Origin of the sequence: Streptomyces kurssanovii (assembly GCF_040677245.1) — a bacterium.
GTDB lineage: Bacteria > Actinomycetota > Actinomycetes > Streptomycetales > Streptomycetaceae > Streptomyces > Streptomyces kurssanovii.
The window spans coordinates 218,890-240,673 of record NZ_JBFAQK010000004.1; the positions used below are offsets into that span (position 1 = coordinate 218,890).

The 21,784-nt window shown below is 72.2% G+C and carries 13 protein-coding genes; all 13 read left to right on the forward strand.

Features of this window, described 5'->3' with window-relative positions:
* Positions 1-103 precede the first annotated feature (103 nt).
* Complete coding sequence (mreC, locus tag AB0K36_RS05905; protein WP_189467883.1) at positions 104-1,123, forward strand: rod shape-determining protein MreC; 1,020 nt, start codon at positions 104-106, stop codon at positions 1,121-1,123.
* A gap of 13 nt (positions 1,124-1,136) precedes the next feature.
* On the forward strand, positions 1,137-1,808 hold the full coding sequence (mreD, locus tag AB0K36_RS05910; RefSeq protein ID WP_364588834.1) for a rod shape-determining protein MreD: 672 nt from the start codon (positions 1,137-1,139) through the stop codon (positions 1,806-1,808).
* 16 nt (positions 1,809-1,824) lie between these two features.
* Entirely contained in the window at positions 1,825-3,990 is a 2,166-nt protein-coding gene (mrdA, locus tag AB0K36_RS05915) for a penicillin-binding protein 2 (protein WP_364588836.1), read from the forward strand.
* 3 nt (positions 3,991-3,993) lie between these two features.
* Positions 3,994-5,196, forward strand: coding sequence for a rod shape-determining protein RodA (rodA, locus tag AB0K36_RS05920; RefSeq protein ID WP_364588839.1), 1,203 nt, complete (start codon positions 3,994-3,996; stop codon positions 5,194-5,196).
* A 911-nt stretch (positions 5,197-6,107) separates the two neighbouring features.
* Positions 6,108-7,625 (forward strand): CYTH and CHAD domain-containing protein, encoded by a 1,518-nt coding sequence (locus tag AB0K36_RS05925; protein ID WP_364588842.1) that lies wholly within the window; start codon positions 6,108-6,110, stop codon positions 7,623-7,625.
* Positions 7,626-7,676: 51 nt separating this feature from the next.
* A complete protein-coding gene (locus AB0K36_RS05930; protein ID WP_364588845.1) occupies positions 7,677-9,602 on the forward strand; it encodes a TIGR03960 family B12-binding radical SAM protein in 1,926 nt (641 codons plus the stop codon).
* A gap of 141 nt (positions 9,603-9,743) precedes the next feature.
* Complete coding sequence (locus AB0K36_RS05935) at positions 9,744-10,922, forward strand: hypothetical protein (RefSeq protein WP_364588848.1); 1,179 nt, start codon at positions 9,744-9,746, stop codon at positions 10,920-10,922.
* A 123-nt stretch (positions 10,923-11,045) separates the two neighbouring features.
* Positions 11,046-11,813, forward strand: coding sequence for a TIGR03936 family radical SAM-associated protein (locus tag AB0K36_RS05940; protein ID WP_364588851.1), 768 nt, complete (start codon positions 11,046-11,048; stop codon positions 11,811-11,813).
* A 233-nt stretch (positions 11,814-12,046) separates the two neighbouring features.
* The gene (locus AB0K36_RS05945) at positions 12,047-16,459 is read left to right on the forward strand and encodes an Rne/Rng family ribonuclease (protein ID WP_364588854.1); all 4,413 of its coding nucleotides are present in this window, start codon (positions 12,047-12,049) and stop codon (positions 16,457-16,459) included.
* A gap of 998 nt (positions 16,460-17,457) precedes the next feature.
* Positions 17,458-17,778, forward strand: a complete 321-nt coding sequence (gene rplU / locus AB0K36_RS05950; RefSeq protein WP_005317674.1) for a 50S ribosomal protein L21 — start codon at positions 17,458-17,460, stop codon at positions 17,776-17,778.
* A 14-nt stretch (positions 17,779-17,792) separates the two neighbouring features.
* Entirely contained in the window at positions 17,793-18,047 is a 255-nt protein-coding gene (gene rpmA / locus AB0K36_RS05955; protein WP_005317677.1) for a 50S ribosomal protein L27, read from the forward strand.
* A gap of 119 nt (positions 18,048-18,166) precedes the next feature.
* Positions 18,167-19,603, forward strand: a complete 1,437-nt coding sequence (gene obgE / locus AB0K36_RS05960; protein ID WP_364588858.1) for a GTPase ObgE — start codon at positions 18,167-18,169, stop codon at positions 19,601-19,603.
* Positions 19,604-19,924: 321 nt separating this feature from the next.
* A complete protein-coding gene (locus AB0K36_RS05965) occupies positions 19,925-21,658 on the forward strand; it encodes a stealth family protein (RefSeq protein WP_189467901.1) in 1,734 nt (577 codons plus the stop codon).
* Positions 21,659-21,784 lie beyond the last annotated feature (126 nt).

The following is a 21,784-nucleotide window of genomic DNA, read 5'->3' on the forward strand; positions in this document are numbered from 1 at the left end:
GCTGTGAGGCCCCCACATGGGGTCCTCCCCGCCCCCGGCACGGGGGCAGGATCGTTGCTCTACCGACACGACCATTCCTACGAGGAAGGCACGGCCGCCGCACGTGAGGGACACAAAGGAGAGCCGGCTGCTCCTGGCATTGCTGATCGCCATCGCGTTCGCCCTGATCACGGTGGACATCCGCGGCGGTGAGGAGTCACCGGTCGACGGTGCACGGCAGGCCGCGGCGTCGGTCTTCGGGCCCGTGGAGAACGGCGTCGCGGCCGCCGTCGACCCCATCGGCAACGCGATCGGAGCGGTCCGGGACTCCGGTGACCGTCACGACCGCATCAAGCAGCTCCAGTTGGAGAACGCCGAGCTGAAGCAGCGGCTCGGCAGCGACGCGCGCAACAACAGCCGGCTCCGCCAGCTCGACGGCATGATCAGAACGGCTGCCGCCGGCCAGTACGGCATCAAGGGTGCCGAGGTCATCGCCATAGGAGCGGCCCAGGGCTTCTCCTGGACGGTGACCATCGACATCGGCTCCGAGGACGGCATCACGCGGGACATGACCGTCATCAACAGCGAGGGCCTCGTGGGCCGCGTCACGACCGTCGGTCCGCGGACCTCGACCGTGCTGCTCGCCAGCGACCCGGACTTCACCGTCGGCACCCGGATGGAGAAGACCGACGAGCTCGGCTTCGCCACCGGCCAGGGCGACCGGCCGCTGCTGGTCCAGCTCCTCAACGGCAAGTCCAAGGTGAAGAAGGGCGACCGGCTGGTCACCTTCGGCTCCCAGGGCAGCAAGCCCTTCGTGCCCGGCGTCCCGGTCGGCGAGATCATCCGGGTGGACCCCGCACGGGGAGACCTCACCCGGAACGTCTACGTGCGTCCCTACGTCGGCTTCAGCAGGCTCGACATCGTCGGCGTCGTCGTCCAGGCGCCGCGGACCGACCCCCGTGACACCGTGCTGCCGCCGAAGCCCGCTGGCCCCAGGCCGACGCCGACCGTCACGGTCACCGTCACTCCCGGCGCGACGCCGCCGGAGGGCGAGGAGCCGGTCCAGGACGACGGTCAGGTCCAGGGCGGCGGGCCGGACCCCGGTGCCTCCGGCGACGCCACAGGCCAGAACGACGACCAGTAGGAGCTGATCCGTCATGCGTGTCAACCGGATGCTGCTCTCCACGACGCTGGTCGTGGTCGCCCTCGTCATCCAGGTCTCCGTCCTCTCGCGGCTCCAGCTGCCCGGCGCGGTGCCCGACCTCGTGCTGCTCGTCGTCCTCGGACTCGCCATGGTCTACGGCCACATGGCCGGGGCCTTCATCGGCTTCGGCGCCGGCCTGCTCGCGGACCTCGCCCCTCCCGCCGACCACGCGGCCGGCCGCTACGCGCTCGTCCTGTGCGTCATCGGCTATCTCGCCGGTCTGGTCCGCCCGGAGAACGGCAAACCACTGCGGTCCGCCAGCGGGCCCATGGCCGTCGTCGTCGCGGCGGCGATCGGCTCGACGCTGCTGTACGCCCTGGTCGGCGCCCTCGTCGGCGACACCGCCGCCCGCCATGTCGGCCTCGGCAGTCTGCTGTTCACCGCCGCGGTGTACGACCTCCTCCTCGCGCCGTTCACCGTGCCGCTGATCATGTGGCTCGCCAGACGCAGCGAGAACGATCCGCTCGCCGAGAGCCAGAGCGCCGGCGGCGCGGACGTGGCCGCGGGCTGGCTCGCCTCCGGCACCGGACTGCGCATCGGCGGCCAGCGCGGCGGACTGCGGCTCAAGGCGGCGAAGACCCGGGCCGCACGGGCCGGACGCATCAAGGGAGTCAAGCGACTGTGATCGAGGGGGCAGCAGCGTGAGCAACATTCCGGAGACCGGCCGGACCCCCCGGGTCCAGATCCGTCTCGTCATCATCCAGGTACTCGTCTTCTCCCTCCTCCTCACCCTCGGCGGCCGGCTCTGGTACCTCCAGATCCGCAACGGCGACGAATACGCCGACGAGGCCAGCGGCAACCACGTCCAGCGGGTCGTCACACCCGCCGTGCGCGGCTCGATCCTCGACGCCCGCGGGGTGCCGCTCGCCGACAACGAGACCCGTCTCGTGGTCTCCGCGTCCCGCACCGAGCTGCTGAAGATGAAGGACGACGGCGAGGCCGTCCTCACCCGGCTCGCCGGCGTCCTCGGCATGAAGCCGAAGGAGGTGATGGACAAGGTCCGCCTCTGCGACTCCAAGACACCGCAGCCCTGCTGGAACGGCTCCCCGTACCAGCCGATCCCGGTCACCGACGAAGCCACCACCCAGCAGGCGCTGCAGATCCGCGAACGCTCGGAGGACTTCCCCGGCATCACCGCCGAACCCACCGCCGTACGCCGCTACACGGCCCCCGCCAAGGCCCGCACCGCGCAGGTGCTCGGCTATCTGTCGCCCGTCACCGACGAGGAGATCCAGAAGGCCAAGGACAGCGACTCGCCCTACCTTCGCTCCGACCAGGTCGGCCGCTCCGGCCTCGAGCGCACCTACGACAAGGCACTGCGCGGCAAGGCCGGCGTCACGTCCTACGAGGTCGACAAGCTGGGCCGGGTCATGGGCGAGGCCGAGGCGGACCCGGGCGTGCCCGGCTCCCACCTCGTCACCAGCATCGACGCCCGCGTCCAGGCCGTCGCCGAGTACGAGCTCCACCAGGCGATGAAGACCGTCCGCAAGGAGACCGACAAGATCACCGGTCGCCCGTACGAGGCCGACGCGGGCGCGGTCGTGGTCATGGAGGCCAAGACCGGCCGGGTCGTCGCCATGGCCTCCCAGCCCGACTACGACCCCAACGCCTGGGTCGGCGGCATCTCCGCCAAGGACTACGCCAAGCTCACCGGCAAGAAGTCCAACTACCCGCTGCTCAACCGGGCCACGCAGGGCCAGGCACCCGCCGGTTCCGTCTTCAAGGTGGTCTCGGCGAGCGCGGCCGTGCGGGCCGGGTACGACTTCAACGACCTCTACAACTGCAGCAGCTCCTACAGCATGGGCAACCGGAGCTTCGCCAACTTCGAGTCCCAGGGACACGGCCCGATCACCCTCGGCGACGCCCTCAAGTACTCCTGCAACACCGTCTTCTACCGTCTCGGCCACCAGGAGTGGCAGCGCGACGGCGGCCTCAAGGCCAAGAAGGGCGCCCACGACTGGTTCTACCGGACCGCCCACGACTTCGGCTTCGGGTCGGAGACCGGCATCGACCTCCCGAACGAGGTCAAGGGCCGCATCCCCGACCGCCAGTGGAAGCAGGCCTTCTGGGAGGCCAACAAGGACTCCTGGTGCAAGCAGGGCAAGAAGGGCGGCTCCTACGTCGAGCAGATCGCCTATGAGAGCTGCCTCGAAGGCAACCAGCTGAAGGCCTTCGACAGCATCAACTTCGCCATCGGCCAGGGCGACGTCCTCATCACCCCCGTCCAGCTGGCCACCGCCTACGCCGCCATCAGCAACGGCGGCACGCTCTACAACCCCACCGTCGGCAAGGCCGTCATCAGCCCCGACGGCAAGACGATCGAAGAGATCAAGCCCGAGTCCCACGGCAAGCTGCCGGTGAACGCCGAAACCATCAAGGACCTCGACAAGGGCCTGCGCTCCGTCGTCGAGCCCGGCGGCACGGCCGCCTGGCGGTTCGGCGGCTGGCCCCAGGACAAGATCCCGATGCGGGCCAAGACCGGTACCGCGCAGGTCTACGGCAAGCAGACCACCTCCTGGTTCGCCACCTACACCGACGACTACACGATCGTCATGACGATCTCCCAGGGTGGTACGGGCTCCGGCGCGTCCGGTCCCGCCGTACGCAACATCTACGACGCGATGTACGGCCTCGACAAGGAAGGCAACCAGGACCTCAAGCGGGCCCTGCTTCCCAAGCCGCAGCAGACGCTGCCCAAGATCGCCCCGGACGGCTCGATCGACGCCCCCGAGGTGAAGCCCTACGTTCCTCCGAAGCCGAAGGACGCCCAACCAGTGCTCGCGGGACCACCCGCGCGGAGGGACTGAGACATGACAGGCGCAGGCGGCTTCTCCGTCCCGGGATACGGCCCGGAGCGCGGCGGGGTCTGGACCAGGCTCACCGCCCGTGACTCCGTGGTGCGCAGGCTCGACTGGCCGATGCTGCTCTCCGCGATCACGCTCTCGCTGCTCGGCGCGCTCCTGGTGTGGTCCGCCACGCGCGGGCGCACCGAACTCAACCAGGGCGACCCGTACTACTTCCTCGTCCGGCACTTGCTCAACACGGGCATCGGCTTCGTGCTGATGGTCGGGACCATCTGGCTCGGCCACCGCACCCTGCGCGGTGCCGTCCCGTTCCTCTACGGGCTCTCCGTCGTGCTCGTGCTGCTCGTCCTCACGCCGCTGGGCGCCACCATCAACGGCGCGCACGCCTGGATCCAGCTCGGCGGCGGCTTCTCCCTCCAGCCCTCCGAGTTCGTGAAGATCACGATCATCCTCGGGATGGCGATGATGCTCGCGGCCCGCGTCGACGCCGGGGACCAGGTGCACCCCGACCACCGCACCGTCGCCAAGTCGCTGGGACTCGCCGTCCTGCCGATGATCATCGTCATGCTGATGCCGGACCTCGGCTCGGTCATGGTCATGGTGGTCATCGTCCTCGGCGTGCTGCTCGCCTCCGGCGCGTCCAACCGCTGGGTCTTCGGCCTCATCGGCGCCGGGGCGGCCGGCGCGATCGCCGTCACGGCGCTCGGGCTGCTCGACGAGTACCAGCTCAACCGCTTCGCCGCCTTCGCCAACCCCGAACTCGACCCGGCCGGCGTCGGCTACAACACCAACCAGGCGCGCATCGCGATCGGTTCCGGCGGGCTGTACGGCGAAGGGCTCTTCAACGGCCACCAGACCAGCGGCCAGTTCGTGCCCGAACAGCAGACCGACTTCATCTTCACCGTCGCCGGCGAGGAACTCGGTTTCCTCGGCGCCGGGCTGATCCTCGTACTGCTCGGCGTCGTGCTGTGGCGCGCCTGCCGGATCGCCCGCGAGACGACCGAGCTCTACGGCACGATCGTGGCCGCCGGGATAATCGCCTGGTTCGCCTTCCAGTCGTTCGAGAACATCGGCATGGCGATGGGCATCATGCCGGTCGCGGGCCTGCCGCTGCCGTTCGTGTCGTACGGAGGCACGTCGATGTTCGCGGTGTGGATCGCGATCGGGTTGCTGCAGTCGATCCGGGTGCAACGCCCCATAAGTGCGTAGCCCTTGAGCGGGCGGCGCACCCGACCCGGGGGCGCGCCGCCCCCCGGGGCCACCGGCCCGACCGGGCCGGCCCGGTGGCCCGGCCTGACCGCGTTGCGTGGCATCAGCCCGGGGTGGCCGCTGACCCAAGCTCGTGGTGTGGCGGTCCTCGGGGCCGCTGACCCGACCGGGTCCGGCCCGGTCCGCGTGCGCGGCGCTCTCGGGTGCGCTCCGGCCTCAGGGGCGTGGCGCCCCTTGTGGGGCAGGGGCGTCCGGCCCGGCTCCTGCCGCGGGTGCGGCGTTGTCCGGGCGGGCCGCCGACGCTTGTGGGCGTGGCCGGTCCAAGGGCTGGCCCCGGTGACCCGGGGCTTCGCTGATGTCAGAGTGCGCCTCGACCCACGGCCGCGTCGCATGGCTCGGCCCCTGTTTCGTTGCGCCCCTGGGGCATGGCTGCGCCGGTGGTGGGTGCCGGTGGTCGGGGCCTCCGGAGGGGGTGTCCGGAATGGCTGTCCTCACCGCGCTGCGCGCGAGTTGCGACGCTTTACTTCCGGACACCACCCTCCTACGACCCCGCCCCCCTGACGTCCGGTGCCGCCCGTCCCGGCCGGTGGTCGCTCCATGGGCTCGCGGGGAGGCGTCCGGCCGAGGCCCCTTGGGTGCCTCGCGCCGCGAAGCTGCCGTCCCAGGGGTGTAGGGGGCGATAGCCCCCGTGGGGTCCGGGGCTTGCCCCGGTTTCGGGAAGGGGCGGGGTGGGGGAAGGCTCCGCGCAGCGGCGTCGGCCCGCGCACGGGCGGCCTCGGGGGGCGCGGGGCCCGGTTCGGGAAGCGCGGGCGTCGGCACGTGACCGTGGCGCGGGGCCGGGGGCGGAGCGTCCGGTTGCGGGGAGGCGCGCGGCCTGCCCGAACGGCGGCCGCGCGGCTAGATTCGATGGCATGGCGGACACCAAGCGCGAGATCGAGCGGAAGTACGAAGCCACCCCCGACATCCCGCTGCCCGACCTGACCAAGGTGCCCAGTGTGGCCGGGGTCGTAGGGAAGGGCGTGGCCGAGTTGGATGCCGTCTACTACGACACCGCCGATCTCAGGCTGGCAGCCTCGTCCGTCACGCTGCGGCGCAGAACCGGAGGCGCCGATGCGGGATGGCATCTCAAGCTGCCCGTGGCCCCCGGCGTGCGGGACGAGATCGCCGCGCCCCTGTCCGACGGGGTGCCGGAGGAACTGGCCGGCCTCGCGCGGGCGTACACGCGGGGCCGGGAACTCGTGCCCGTGGTGCGGCTGCTGTCCTCGCGGGACGTACAGCACCTCGTCGACGCCGACGGCGCCCTCCTCGCGGAGCTCAGCCGGGACGCCGTCGTCGCGGAGCGCCTCCATGGTGGCGAGGGGACCGCTCAGTGGGACGAGATCGAGGTGGAGCTGGCCGACGGCGGAGACCCGGCGTTCCTCGACGCCGTCGACAAGAAGCTCAGGAAGGCCGGCGTCCACACGGCCGCCGCGCCGTCCAAGCTGGCCAGGGCACTGACGGAGACCGGGGGCGGCCCTGCGGAGCGCCAGGGGCGGGGCGAGACCCGGACGGCGGGCGATCACGTTCTCGCCTATCTGGAGAAGGAGGTCGCCGCGGTCGTCGCCCACGATCCCGGCGTGCGCCGCGACCTGCCCGACGCCGTGCATCAGATGCGGGTCGCCACCCGGCGGCTGCGCAGCGCCCTGCGGAGTTACCGGAAGGTCGTCGACCGCGATGTCACAGGGCCCCTGATCGACGAGCTCAAGTGGCTCGCCGGGGAGCTGGGCGTCGCGCGTGACCAGGAGGTGCTCGCGGAACGGCTGGCCGAGCGCGCCGACGCCGTGCCCGTGACGCTCCTCCTCGGCCCGGTGGACGCACGGCTGGCCGCGTGGGCCGTGGCCGGCGCCGCCGACGCGCGGAGGACGGTGATCGCCGCGCTCGACAGCGACCGCTATCTCGCCCTGCTCGACGCGCTGGACGCGCTGTGCGCACACCCGCCGCTGCTGAAGGCGGCCGCCGGAGCGCCCGGGGACGTACTCCCCAAGGCCGTGCTGAGGGAGTACGACCGGCTGGCCGCCCGCATGGAGCGGGCCCTGTCGCTGCCGGAGGGGGAGGAGCGGGACCACGCCCTGCACGACGCCCGCAAGGCGGCCAAACGCGCGCGGTACGCGGCCGAGGTCGCGAGGCCCGCGCTCGGCAAGGCCGCGAAGCGGTTCGGGAAGCGCATGAAGGCCGTGCAGACCGTGCTCGGCGACCACCAGGACAGCGTCGTCGCACGGGAGGCGCTGCGCGACCTCGCGGTCCGGGCGCACGCGGCGGGGGAGACCACCTTCGTCTGGGGACTGCTGTACGGGCGGGAGGAGGCCCGCGCCGAGGCGAGGGAGGCCGAGCTGCCCGGGGTGTGGGCCGAGGCGTCGGCCCCCCGGATCCGGGCGGCGCTCGGCCGCTGAGCGGGCGGGTACGCTTGAGAGTCGCCCCCTTGCCAGCCCACGAAGGTTTCCATGTCTGCCGAGTCGGTCTTCCCACAGCTCGAAGCGCTGCTCCCGCATGTGCAGAAGCCCATCCAGTACGTCGGCGGTGAGCTGAACTCCACCGTCAAGCCCTGGGAGTCCTGCGACGTCCGCTGGGCGCTCATGTACCCGGACGCCTACGAGGTCGGTCTGCCCAACCAGGGCGTCATGATCCTCTACGAGGTGCTGAACGAGCGCGAGGGCGTGCTGGCCGAGCGCACGTACAGCGTCTGGCCGGACCTCGAGGAGCTGATGCGCGAGCACAAGGTCCCGCAGTTCACGGTGGACAGCCACCGGCCCGTCGGCGCGTTCGACGTCTTCGGGCTGAGCTTCTCGACGGAGCTCGGCTACACCAACATGCTCACCGCCCTCGACCTCGCGGGTATCCCGCTGGAGTCCAAGGACCGCACGGTGGACCACCCGATCGTGCTGGCCGGCGGGCACGCGGCGTTCAACCCCGAGCCGATCGCGGACTTCATCGACTGCGCGGTCATCGGCGACGGCGAGCAGGCCGTGCTCGACATGACCGCGATCATCCGCGCCTGGAAGGCCGAGGGCCGCCCGGGCGGGCGCGAGGAGGTCCTCTTCCGTCTCGCGAAGACCGGCAATGTGTACGTGCCGCGCTTCTACGACGTCGAGTACCTGCCCGACGGCCGCATCGGCCGTGTGGTCCCCAACAGGTCGGGTGTGCCGTGGCGGGTGTCCAAGCACACCGTCATGGACCTCGACGAGTGGCCCTACCCGAAGCAGCCGCTGGTCCCGCTCGCCGAGACCGTCCACGAGCGGATGTCCGTCGAGATCTTCCGCGGCTGCACCCGCGGCTGCCGCTTCTGCCAGGCCGGCATGATCACGCGCCCCGTACGGGAGCGAAGCATCACCGGCATCGGCGACATGGTCGAGAAGGGTCTCAAGGCGACCGGCTTCGAGGAGGTCGGTCTGCTGTCGCTGTCCTCGGCGGACCACAGCGAGATCGGCGACATCGCGAAGGGCCTCGCGGACCGGTACGAAGAGGACAAGATCGGCCTCTCGCTGCCGTCGACCCGCGTCGACGCGTTCAACGTCGACCTCGCCAACGAGCTGACCAGGAACGGCCGCAGGTCCGGTCTGACCTTCGCCCCCGAGGGCGGCTCCGAGCGCATGCGCAAGGTCATCAACAAGATGGTCTCGGAGGAGGACCTGATCCGTACGGTCTCCACGGCGTACGGCAACGGCTGGCGTCAGGTGAAGCTGTACTTCATGTGCGGCCTGCCGACGGAGACCGACGAGGACGTCCTCCAGATCGGTGACATGGCGGTCAAGGTCATCGCCGAGGGCCGCAAGGTCTCCGGGCAGAACGACATCCGCTGCACCGTGTCCATCGGCGGTTTCGTGCCCAAGCCGCACACGCCGTTCCAGTGGGCGCCGCAGCTGAGCGCGGAGGAGACGGACGCGCGTCTGGAGAAGCTCCGCGACAAGATCCGCGGCGACAAGAAGTACGGCCGCTCGATCGGCTTCCGGTACCACGACGGCAAGCCCGGCATCGTCGAGGGCCTGCTCTCGCGCGGTGACCGCCGCGTCGGCGCGGTCATCCGCGCCGTGTACGAGGACGGCGGCCGCTTCGACGGCTGGCGCGAGCACTTCTCGTACGACCGCTGGATGGCGTGCGCCGAGAAGACGCTGCCCGACTTCGGCGTCGACGTCGACTGGTACACCACCCGTGAGCGCACGTACGAGGAGGTCCTGCCCTGGGACCACCTCGACTCCGGTCTCGACAAGGACTGGCTCTGGGAGGACTGGCAGGACGCCCTCGACGAGACCGAGGTCGAGGACTGCCGCTGGACGCCGTGCTTCGACTGCGGCGTGTGCCCGCAGATGGACACGCACATCCAGATCGGTCCGACGGGCAAGAAGCTGCTTCCGCTGACCGTCGTCAAGTAGCACAGCTCGGGGGAGGGCCCGGCGCGGGGAAACCCGCGGCCGGGCCTTCTTACGTTTCGCGACCGTGGGCCGATGCCGCAGCCCGACGAGGAAAAGCCCAGGTACGGGATCCGAACGGGCCTGTGATGCGTCATCCCTGACATGGACTTGGAAAAGCCGCCGCCCACCACCGCGCCCCGTCGCCACGGCGCCCACCAGGCGCCGAAGGACTACGAGCCGGGCGACGGCTGCCTCGCCCAGTTCGTGCGGATACCGGTGCGCGTCGTCGTGGTGCTCGTCGTCGTCCCGGTCCGGATGGTGTGGGACGTCCTCGTGATCTGCGGCCGTGCCCTCGAGCGGGTGCTGCTGAGGCCGCTCGGCCGGGCGCTGGCCTGGATCTTCGAGACGGTGCTCATCCCCGTGGCGCGTGCCGTGGGGTGGGTGGCCACCGCCGTCTTCAAGGCGTTGTTCTACTGGCCGTGGGTGGCGCTGTGGCGGTACGTGGTCGTGCCGGTGGTGACGTACGGGCTGGTGGTGCCCGTGGTGTGGGTGTACCGGCAACTGCTGACCCCGCTCGGGCACGGCATCGCCTGGCTCGTGGAGCACCTGCTCCTCGCCCCGGCGCGGTGGATCGGTCGCACGCTCCTCACCCCGCTCGGCCACGGGATCGCGGCCGTGCTGACCTGGCTCGGCAAGGCGTTGTTCTACTGGCCGTGGGTGGCGCTGTGGCGGTACGTGGTCGTGCCGGTGGTGACGTACGGGCTGGTGGTGCCCGTGGTGTGGGTGTACCGGCAGCTCCTGACCCCGCTCGGGCACGGCATCGCCTGGCTCCTGCGCGCCCTCGGCCGGGGCTTCGCATGGCTGGTGCGGACGCTGCTGGTGGTCCCCGTGGTGTGGCTGTACCGGTACGTCCTCGCCCCCGTCGGCCGTGAGCTCGCGGCGGCGCTCGCCGTGGCCTGGCGGATCGCCGGCCACATCTCGCGTGCGGTCGGCCGTGGCCTGAAGTGGCTCGCGTGGAACCTGGTGGGCCGCCCGGCGAGCTGGTTCTACCGCGGCGTGTGCACGCCGGTCGGGCACTTCGTGCGCGATGCCGTGTGGCGTCCGGCCGCCAGGGCCGCCGTACAGGCGGGTCGCGCGACCAGGGCGGCGCTCGCGTCGGCGCGCGAAACCGTACGTCAGGCACGGCGCGACGCCTGGCGTGCGCTGATCGGCACGCCCCGCGAGCCGCGGCCCGTGGTGGGTACGGCGGGTCAGGCGCGTAACCTGGGTGGCAGACAACAAACACAGACCGTTCCCGGCGTGGCGGCCGAACCCGAGATCTCCCTGCACAAGCAGGGGTGAACCGGTCGGCCCCCGGGGAGCACCCCGCACCTTGAGGGCGGCGCGCCACCCGCGCCCGCTCCACACCGAGGAGAAGAACCACTGGGCAAGCGACAGCCCGAAGGCCCGCCGCCCGCACCTGCGGTGCAGCGCATCCGACTGCGCTACACCAAGCGCGGCCGCCTCCGGTTCACCAGCCACCGTGACTTCCAGCGTGCGTTCGAGCGGGCGCTGCGGCGCGCCGAGGTGCCCATGGCGTACTCGGCGGGCTTCACCCCGCACCCGAAGGTGTCGTACGCCAATGCCGCACCCACCGGCACGGGCAGCGAGGCCGAGTTCCTGGAGATCGCCCTCACCGACCACCGCGACCCGGACAAGCTGCGCGAGCTGCTCGACGAGTCGCTGCCGGACGGGCTGGACATCATCGACGCCGTCGAGGCCCGCACCTCGGGCCTCGCCGACCGGCTCACCGCCTCCGTGTGGGAGCTGCGCCTGGACGGTGTCGAGCCCGGGGCCGCGGAGAACGCCGTGGCCGCCTTCCTCGCCGCCGAGACCGTCGAGGTCCGGCGGAAGACGAAGAGCGGCATGCGCACGTTCGACGCCCGGGGCGCCGTCGCGGCACTCGAGGCGTCCGATAGGACCGGGGACACGCCCTGTGCGATACTGCGCCTGGTTGTTCGGCACGTGACACCTGCCGTGCGACCCGACGACGTCCTGTCCGGTCTCCGAGCTGTGGCCGACCTGGCGCCGCCGGTCCCCGCAGCGGTGACCAGGCTGGCGCAGGGGCTCTTCGACGAGGAGTCCGGCACGGTGACCGACCCGCTCGCGCCCGACCGCGAGGCAGCTCCGGCCGCTCCACCCACGGCCGCCGGGACCGCCTCTGCGACGGCGCCGGAAGGTCCCGCCGCGTAAGGACGGTCGTCGTAGCGCGGCTCTTGCACTCGGGAGCCACCTGGGTCGGGCCGCGCGCTGACACAGAAGACTTTCGCCAGGCCGTGCGTACATCGCGTACGGAACCGGCGAGCCAGACATCAGCTCCCGTGCGGCGCCCGCGCCCCGGACGGCGGCACCGCGCACATCACGCGGGCCGCGGCCGGACCGGATACAGGCGCGGCGCCCGGGAGCGTGACGGGAGAACCGCCCGCATGCTCGAGTCGAACGAAACCGGCACCGCCGGAAACAACGAGAACGAAGACAACAACAACAGCCCCAGCGACACGCTGCCGCCGCGCCGCAGGCGCCGCGCGGCGTCGCGTCCCGCCGGAGCCCCGAAGGCGGCGGAGTCCGCCGCCGCGCAGGCGCAGGCCGCCGAGGCCGTCATCCCGGCCGTGGCCGCGGTGGGCGCCGTGGTGGGCGGATCCGGCGAGGCCGGCGAAGAGTCGCCTGCCGACGCCGGTGCCGCGGAGGCCGCGCAGGTAGCCAAGGCCGTGACCGACGAACCGCGGGCGCGCCGCCGTGCCACCCGCAAGGCGACGGCCCCGGCCGGTTCGCCGCAGACCGCGGAGCCCGCCGAGGCCGACGCCACCGCCGGTGGCGAGGCCGAGGAAGCGGCGCCCCGCACCCGCCGCCGTGCCACCCGTAAGGCCACCGCGCCCGCCGGTGCGCCGCAGGCCGCCGAGGTCACCGAGCCGGAGACGGCCGTCGCCGACGGGCCCGCCGAGGACGCTGCCGCCACGCGGCCCGCGCGTCGTCGTGCCACCCGCAAGGCGACCGCACCTGCCGGTGCGCCGCAGGCCGCCGAGGCCGTGGAGCCCGACGTCACCGCGGAAGCCGCGGAGCCGGTCGCCGACGAGGCCCCCGCGCCGCGTCGCACCCGCCGCCGCGCCTCCGCTCCGGCCGGTGCGCCGGCCGCCGCCGAAGCGGCACCGGCCGCCGAGGCCGGCAGCGCCGCGCAGCCGGCTCCCGCGGAGGCGGCCGAGCAGGCCACGCCGGAGACCGCGGAGCCCGCGCCGCGTGCCCGTCGCCGCGCCACCCGTAAGGCCACCGCGCCCGCCGGTGCGCCGCAGCCCGCCGAGCCGCTGACCGGTGAGACCGCGCAGCCGGAGCCCGTTGCCGCAGCGGAGGCGCCGGCCGCCGAGGCGGAGTCCGTCGCCCCCCGGCGCACCCGCCGCCGTGCCTCCGCGCCCGCCGGCGCGCCGAAGGCCGTCGAGACGCCGGCCGGGTCCGTCGTCCCGGACGCCGAGGCCGACGAGGAGGAGACCACCGTGGCCGAGGAAAACGAGGCGGCAGCGGTCGAGGCCCCCGAGGAGGCTCCCGCCTCCCGGCGTACCCGCCGCCGTGCGTCCGCGCCCGCCGGTGCGCCCAGGACCGGGACCGTGGAAGAGGGCGAGCCGGCCGGGGCCGAGGCGTCCGCGCCGCGCGGCCGTCGCCGTGCCACCCGGAAGGAGACCGCCCCCGCCGGCGCTCCGCAGACCGCCGGCGAGGAGATCACGGAGGCCGGCGAGAGCCTGCCCGAGAGCGCCGTCTCCCAGATCGCCGCCGGTGAGGCGGAGGTCGCGGCAGCCGAGAAGGCCGCCACCCGCGGCCGCTCGCGCCGCCGCGCGGTGTCGCCCCAGTTCACCTCGCAGCCTGCCGCCAAGGCGGAGCAGGCCGCGGAGGAGGAGCCCGCTCGCGGCCGCCGCGGCCAGCGCCCGGCCGTACCCACCTTCCAGGCCCCGGTCTTCACCGAGCCGATGTTCCAGACCCCGGAGACGGCAGCCGCGGCGGCCGCCGCCGCGACGACCGGCCCCGAGCCGGAAGAGGAAGAGGAGACCGCGGTGACGCCCGCGGCGGAGACCGCGGCCCCCGAGCCGGCCGGCCGCCGTCGCCGCCGCCGTCGTGGAGAGCCCGCGGAGCCCGTGGAGGCGCCCGTCGCCGAGCCCGTCGCCGCCGAGGCCGCACCGGCCGAGGACGAGGCGGAGCCCGAGGAGGCGGAAGCCGCCGAGGCCGAGGAGCAGGACGAGTACGAGGACCGCCCGTCGCGCCGCCGCCGTCGTGGCGGCCGCCGCCGTCGCCGTGGAGAGGCCCCCGACGCGGACGAGTCCGCGGACGAGCGGGCCGAGGACGCGGACGCCGAGGCGGAGGAGGCCCAGGACGAGGGCGACGAGGAGGACGAGACCGACACGGAGACGCCTTCCGCCGCCGGCACGAGCAGCAGCCGTCGTCGTCGCCGTCGTCGCCGTCGCAGCGGTGACGGTGCCACGGAGGCCGAAGCGGTCACCGACGACCCGGAGCGCACGGTCGTCAAGGTCCGTGAGCCCCGCAAGAAGGAGGAGCCGAGCGACGAGGTCCAGTCCATCAAGGGCTCGACGCGTCTCGAGGCGAAGAAGCAGCGCCGTCGTGAGGGCCGCGAGCAGGGCCGCCGCCGGGTGCCGATCATCACCGAGGCGGAGTTCCTGGCGCGCCGCGAGGCCGTCGAGCGGGTGATGGTCGTCCGCCAGAGCGGCGAGCGCACCCAGATCGGCGTCCTCGAGGACAACGTGCTCGTCGAGCACTACGTCAACAAGGAGCAGGCCACCAGCTACGTCGGCAACGTCTACCTGGGCAAGGTCCAGAACGTGCTGCCGTCGATGGAGGCCGCGTTCGTCGACATCGGCAAGGGCCGCAACGCGGTCCTGTACGCCGGTGAGGTGAACTTCGAGTCCCTCGGCATGTCGGGCGGCCCCCGCCGTATCGAGGCCGCCCTCAAGTCCGGTCAGTCGGTCCTCGTCCAGGTGACCAAGGACCCGATCGGCCACAAGGGCGCCCGGCTCACCAGCCAGGTGTCCCTGCCGGGCCGTTACCTGGTCTACGTGCCCGAGGGCTCGATGACCGGTATCAGCCGCAAGCTGCCCGACACCGAGCGCGCGCGTCTGAAGACGATCCTCAAGAAGATCGTCCCCGAGGACGCGGGCGTGATCGTGCGCACCGCCGCCGAGGGTGCGAGCGAGGACGAGCTGCGCCGTGACGTCGAGCGTCTCCAGGCGCAGTGGGAGGACATCCAGAAGAAGGCGAAGAGCGGCAACGCGCCGACGCTGCTCTACGGCGAGCCGGACATGACCGTCCGGGTCGTCCGCGACATCTTCAACGAGGACTTCTCCAAGGTCGTCGTCAGCGGCGACGAGGCGTGGGACACCATCCACGGCTACGTCTCGCACGTGGCGCCCGACCTGGTCGACCGGCTGCAGCGCTGGACCAGCGAGACCGACGTCTTCGCGGTGCACCGGATCGACGAGCAGCTGATGAAGGCGCTGGACCGCAAGGTCTGGCTGCCCAGCGGCGGCTCGCTGGTGATCGACAAGACCGAGGCCATGATCGTGGTCGACGTCAACACCGGGAAGTTCACCGGTCAGGGCGGCAACCTCGAGGAGACCGTCACCAGGAACAACCTGGAGGCGGCCGAGGAGATCGTGCGCCAGCTGCGGCTGCGCGACCTGGGCGGCATCGTCGTCGTCGACTTCATCGACATGGTGCTCGAGTCCAACCGCGACCTGGTCATGCGGCGGCTCCTGGAGTGCCTGGGCCGTGACCGGACCAAGCACCAGGTGGCCGAGGTGACCTCGCTGGGCCTCGTCCAGATGACCCGTAAGCGGGTCGGCCAGGGCCTGCTGGAGTCGTTCTCCGAGACCTGTGTCCACTGCAACGGCCGTGGCGTGATCGTGCACATGGAGCAGCCGACGTCCGTGGGCGGCGGCGGTGGCGGGAAGCGCTCGAAGAAGCGTGGCCGTGGTGCCGCGCAGGAGATCGAGGGCCGGCCGGAAGCGGCCGAGGCCGAGGCCGAGGTCGAGACGGAGGCGGAGGTCGCCGCCGAGGCCGCGGCACCCGTGGCGCTCGCGGAGCCCGAGTTCGTACCGGACGAGGAGCTGTACAGCAGCGCGGCGGAGGCCGAAGCGGCAGCCACGCGCGGCCGTGGCCGTCGCCGCGCGACCCGCAAGGTGTCGGCCCCGGCCGGCGCGCCGAAGGCCGCCGAGCCTGTGGCGGAGCCCGTGTCCGAGCCGGAGGCCCCTGCGGCGCCCGCCGCCGCGGAGGCCGCGCCCGCCGTGGCGCCGGTGGAGGAGGCGGCCCCCGCGGGCCGTACCCGGCGCCGTGCCACGCGGAAGGCGTCCGCTCCCGCGGGCCCGCCCGTGACGTCGGAGCCGACCGTCGTGGAGACGACCGTTCCGGCCGCACCGGCCCCGGCCGAGCCGGAGGCGGCCCCGGCCGCTCCCGCCCCGGTCGTGGAGGAGGCGCCGTCCGCGGCTCCGCCGCGTGCCCGCCGCCGGGTGACCCGCAAGGTCACGGCTCCCGCGGGTTCGCCGTCGGGCGCCGAGGAGGCCGCGGTCGTCGTGGTCGCCACGGAGCCCAAGGCCGCGGAGCCCGAGGCGGCGGCCGAGCCCGAGCCGGCCCTGCAGGAGGAGGCCGGAGCCGAGGCGCCGGCGGCCAAGAAGGCGGCCCGCAAGACCGCCAAGAAGGCCACGGCGAAGAAGGCGGCCGCCAAGAAGACCACCACGGCCAAGAAGACGGCTGCGAAGAAGACGACGGCGAAGAAGGCCTCGAAGAAGACCGTCGCCGCCGAGCAGACGCCGGCGCCCGGCGTCTCGTCGGACACGACGGAGGCGTAGCCGGTCACACGGCACCCGTAGTACGGCGGTGGGCCCCTCTCCTGCGCGGAGGGGGGCCCACCGCCGTTCCCCGGCCCTGCGGCGTTCCGCCGCCGGCCGACATCCCGGCACGGGCCGGCCCACCGCGGGCGGCGGGGCCCGGCACGGGGCGTGACTCGGCTCGTCCGGCGTAAGGCCGTGCACACCGCGGGCGGCGGGCCGCCACCCGACGCGGGTGCGCCGGAGCCCCGCACGGGCCGTGGCCCGGCTCGTGCGCGTTCGCACGTGCTGCGCACACCGTGGGCGGCGGGATCGTGCGGCGTTCCGCACGGGATGCACACACCGCACGCGGCGGGCCGTCACGCGACGCGGGAGCCGGGCGGCGGAGCCCGGCGCGGGGCGTGGCCCGTGCGCGTTCGCACGCTGTGCACACCGCACGCGGTGGGATCGTGGCGGCGTTCCTCGCGGGGCGGGCGCATCGCACGCCGCGGACGGTCACGCGACGCGGCAGCCGGGCGGCGAAGCCCGGCACGGGGCTGGCCGGCCTGTGCGCGTTCGTACGTGCTGCGCACACCCGTGGGCGGTGGGACCGCCATCGGGCGGGGGAGCCCGGCGGCGACGCCCGGCATAGGGCGTGGCCCGGACCGTGCGGCGTCCGCACCGGATGCGCACACCGCACGCGGCGGGCCGCCGCCCGACGCGGGAGCCGGGCGGCCGGAGCCCGGCACGGGATGGGGCAGCCGTCCGTGCGCGTTCGCACGTGCTGCGCACACCGCACGCGGCGGGACCGCCATCGCGGTCGGTGGGCGCCTGGGAGTCGGAGGCGGGGGGCCGGTTTGACCCTCCGGGCGGCGGCCCGTAACCTTGACCCTCGGCGTGTTTCCTTACACGTCCACTCCTGAGCACCTCCCTCCCGGCCCACCGGGAGAGGCCGCTCGTCCAATCCGGACTGTCACGGGCCCCAGGCCCGTGCGAGCGGCTGGCATCAGGAGTTTCGTTCGAGCGAGAGAGAGATCCGCGTGTACGCCATCGTGCGCAGCGGTGGTCGCCAGCACAAGGTTGCTGTCGGCGACATCGTTGAGGTTGACAAGATTTCCACTGCCAATGTTGGCGACACGGTCGAGCTCTCGACCCTGCTCGTTGTCGACGGCGACGCCGTGACCAGCGACCCGTGGGTGCTGGCCGGTATCAAGGTCACGGCCGAGGTCGTGGACCACCACAAGGGCGCGAAGATCGACATCCTTCGCTACAAGAACAAGACCGGCTACCGCCGCCGCCAGGGTCACCGTCAGCAGTACACGGCGATCAAGGTCACCGGCATCCCCACGGCTGCGAAGTAAGGGACTGAGGAGAGATGGCACACAAGAAGGGCGCATCGTCCACCCGGAACGGTCGCGACTCCAATGCCCAGCGGCTCGGCGTGAAGCGCTTCGGCGGTCAGGTCGTGCTCGCCGGTGAGATCCTGGTCCGCCAGCGCGGCACCCACTTCCACCCCGGCGCCGGCGTCGGCCGCGGCGGCGACGACACGCTGTTCGCGCTGCAGCCGGGTGCGGTGGAGTTCGGTACCCACCGTGGCCGCAAGGTCGTGAACATCGTTCCGGTCGCCTGACCGGAATCCTTCACGAGGGGCGGACCTCACTTCCCGTACGGGAAGCGGGTCCGCCTTTCGTGTGTTGAGAGACAGACATTTACGTACGTACGTCACACGTCATCACTGGAGGCACATCCATGACCACCTTCGTGGACCGCGTCGAGCTGCACGTCGCCGCGGGTAACGGAGGCCACGGCTGCGCCTCCGTACACCGGGAGAAGTTCAAGCCGCTCGGGGGACCGGACGGCGGTAACGGCGGCCGTGGCGGGGACGTGATCCTGGTCGTCGACCAGTCCGTCACCACGCTGCTCGACTACCACCACAGTCCGCACCGCAAGGCCACCAACGGCAAGCCCGGTGAGGGCGGCAACCGCTCCGGCAAGGACGGCCAGGACCTGGTCCTGCCGGTCCCGGACGGCACCGTCGTCCTCGACAAGGAGGGCAACGTCCTCGCCGACCTGGTGGGCCAGGGCACGACCTTCGTGGCCGCCGAGGGCGGCCGTGGCGGCCTCGGCAACGCGGCGCTCGCGTCCGCGCGCCGCAAGGCCCCCGGCTTCGCGCTGCTGGGTGTCCCGGGTCAGACCGGGGACATCGTGCTGGAGCTCAAGACGGTCGCCGACGTGGCGCTCGTGGGCTACCCGAGCGCCGGCAAGTCGTCGCTGATCTCCGTGCTCAGCGCCGCCAAGCCGAAGATCGCGGACTACCCCTTCACCACCCTCGTGCCCAACCTGGGCGTGGTCACCGCGGGTTCGACCGTGTACACCATCGCGGACGTCCCCGGACTGATCCCGGGCGCCAGCCAGGGCCGCGGTCTGGGCCTGGAGTTCCTGCGCCACGTCGAGCGCTGCTCGGTGCTCGTGCACGTCCTGGACACGGCGACGCTGGAGTCCGACCGTGACCCGGTCTCCGACCTCGACGTCATCGAGGAGGAGCTGCGGCAGTACGGCGGCCTCGAGGACCGGCCGCGGATCGTCGTCCTCAACAAGGTCGACATCCCCGACGGTCAGGACCTCGCCGACATGATCCGCCCCGACCTCGAGGCGCGCGGCTACCGCGTGTTCGAGGTGTCGGCGGTGGCGCACAAGGGCCTCAAGGAGCTCTCCTTCGCGCTGGCCGAGATCATCGCGGAGGCGCGGGCCGCCAAGCCCGTGGAGGAGGCGACCCGGATCGTGATCCGCCCGAAGGCGGTCGACGACGCGGGCTTCACCGTCCGGCAGGAGGAGGACGGTCTCTTCCGGGTGCGCGGCGAGAAGCCGGAGCGCTGGGTGCGCCAGACGGACTTCAACAACGACGAGGCCGTCGGCTACCTGGCCGACCGCCTCAACCGCCTCGGTGTCGAGGACCAGTTGATGAAGGCGGGTGCCCGCGCCGGTGACGGCGTGGCCATCGGCCCCGAGGACAACGCGGTCGTCTTCGACTGGGAGCCGACGATGATGGCGGGTGCGGAGATGCTCGGCCGCCGTGGCGAGGACCACCGCCTCGAGGCGCCGCGTCCGGCCGCGCAGCGGCGGCGTGACCGCGACGCCGAGCGGGACGAGGCGCAGAAGGAGTTCGAGGGCTTCGACCCCTTCTGAGCCGCTGGTTCCGATCCTCCAGGCGCAGGGTGAGGCCGGCGCCGGCACCGATCGGTGCCGGACGACCGGGCCGCACCGACTCGGCGGCCGGGGCCCGTGGTCACGGGCCCGGCCGCCGAGTGCGGGCCCGGCTCCTGGAGGGCGCGTGGCAACTCCGCGCGCCGGTCGTTCTCCCGCCCTTGCGAGCGGTTCGCACGGGCGTGTGACCAGGTCCGGCCACGGTGGCGGGATACCGCGCCCGGCGGCCCGGTGGGTAGGGAACACCGGTCATACTGAAGGTGTTCACCGTTCCTTACGATTACGTTCAAGGAGTCGCCCGCAGTGCGAAATCCCGAGGCACCCCGGCTGCTTGGGGTCTACCGCCGAGCCGTACCGGAGAGTGTGCGGCGGGCGATCGTCTCGCAGGTCGATGCCGATGTGCGTCGCCGTCTGAAGACGCGTATAGCCAATGGCACCGCCGTCGCGGAGCGTATCCGTGCCGGCCGCGTGGCCCGGCGTTACGAGGCCCTTGCCTCAGGACCCGACCGCGCCGTGATCTCCGTCGGCCAGGAACTCAAGGTCGCGCTGGTGGCGGTGGGGACGACTCCGCTGCAGGCCCGCCGGGACAATCTCTCCGCCGTGCTGCGGGTGCTGGCCGGGGCCGGCATCGAGCACTTCTGTGTACGGGGCCGTTCGGACCGCGCGTCCGCGGTGGCCGTTCGCGTCGAGGACCGCGCGGAGGTGCTGAAGGCGCTCGCCGCGGCCTGCCGTGACGAGCCCGGCTACGCCGCCGAGGTCCAGGGCAACGGCCCGGCTCCCCGCAGTTCGCTGCCCGGCTACGAGGCCTCGACATGGCGTCGGCTGCGGGACGCGGAGATCGTTCGCGTCACGTGGTACCGCACCGACCCCACCCGCCAGTTGAAGCTCGGCGCCGAGTACGGCTGCGACATCGAGTTCTGGCACGAGGAGGAGGGCCTGCTGACGGCCCCGCGGCCCGGGAAGCTCGCCGCTGCACTGCCGCTCCAGGGCGAGACCGTCACCGTGTCCGAGGCGTACTTCACCGACCTCGCGCCCCGTGAGGCCGCCGACGCGGCGCAGGTGCCCACACGGGCCGAGCTGGCCGTCGTCCCCACCGACACGGTCACCTTCCCCGTCGACGTCGTGTACACCTGGGTGGACGGCGCCGACCCCGCCTGGCTGCGACGCCGGGCCGAGTTCTCCGGTGAGGGCTACCACGCGGAGGCGGCCAACGCCGCGCGCTACCTGAGCCGCGACGAACTGCGCTTCTCCCTGCGCTCGCTGCACATGTACGCGCCGTGGGTGCGCAACATCTACCTGGTGACGGACGACCAGACCCCGGACTGGCTGAACACCGAGGTGCCGGGCCTGAAGGTGGTCAGCCACAAGGAGATCTTCCGCCACCCGAACCTGCTGCCCACGTTCAACTCGCACGCCATCGAGAGCCAGCTGCACCACATCGACGGTCTGGCCGAGCACTTCCTCTACTTCAACGACGACGTGATGCTCGGCAGCGAGGTGACGCCGCAGGACTTCTTCCTCTCCAACGGCCTCACCAAGTTCTTCCCCTCCCCGGCGCTGGTGCCGCTCGGTGAGCGGACCGCCGACGACCCGCCGGTCGCGGCAGCGGGCAAGAACAACCGCCGGCTGATCGAGGAACGCTACGGCGCTGTGCTCGTGCAGAAGATGAAGCACATGCCGCACGCGCTGCGCCGCAGCGTGCTCACCGAGATCGAGTCCGAGTTCGAGGCGCAGTACCGCCGCACGGAGGCCAGCCGGTTCCGGAGCATAGACGACATCTCCATCGCGTCGTCGCTGCACCACTACTACGCCTTCCACACGCAGCGGGCGGTGCCGTCGAAGCTGCCGTACAGCTACCTGGACCTGACGCACCCGTGGACGGAGGCCCGGCTGGGGCGGCTGCTCGCCAACCGCGACAAGACGGTGTTCTGCGTCAACGACACGGTCTCGACCGAGCAGGACGTGACGGGTCAGAAGGACCTGATCACGCCGTTCCTGGAGGCGTACTTCCCGGTGCGGAGTCCGTTCGAGAAGTAGCGGGGAAGGCACCGACTGCATGAAGGAGGGGCTCCTATAACCTACGCACTCTGATACATATCGGAACTACTTAGGTTAAGGAAATACTATAAACAAGAATATTAATAAAAAATATGAGGCAGAATA

Coding starts and splice junctions, on each gene's coding strand:
- mreD (WP_364588834.1), top strand. CDS start 1,137: ATGCGTGTCAACCGGATGCTGCTCTCCACGACGCTGGTCGTGGTCGCC.
- rodA (WP_364588839.1), top strand. CDS start 3,994: ATGACAGGCGCAGGCGGCTTCTCCGTCCCGGGATACGGCCCGGAGCGC.
- AB0K36_RS05925 (WP_364588842.1), top strand. CDS start 6,108: ATGGCGGACACCAAGCGCGAGATCGAGCGGAAGTACGAAGCCACCCCC.
- AB0K36_RS05930 (WP_364588845.1), top strand. CDS start 7,677: ATGTCTGCCGAGTCGGTCTTCCCACAGCTCGAAGCGCTGCTCCCGCAT.
- AB0K36_RS05935 (WP_364588848.1), top strand. CDS start 9,744: ATGGACTTGGAAAAGCCGCCGCCCACCACCGCGCCCCGTCGCCACGGC.
- AB0K36_RS05945 (WP_364588854.1), top strand. CDS start 12,047: ATGCTCGAGTCGAACGAAACCGGCACCGCCGGAAACAACGAGAACGAA.
- rpmA (WP_005317677.1), top strand. CDS start 17,793: ATGGCACACAAGAAGGGCGCATCGTCCACCCGGAACGGTCGCGACTCC.
- obgE (WP_364588858.1), top strand. CDS start 18,167: ATGACCACCTTCGTGGACCGCGTCGAGCTGCACGTCGCCGCGGGTAAC.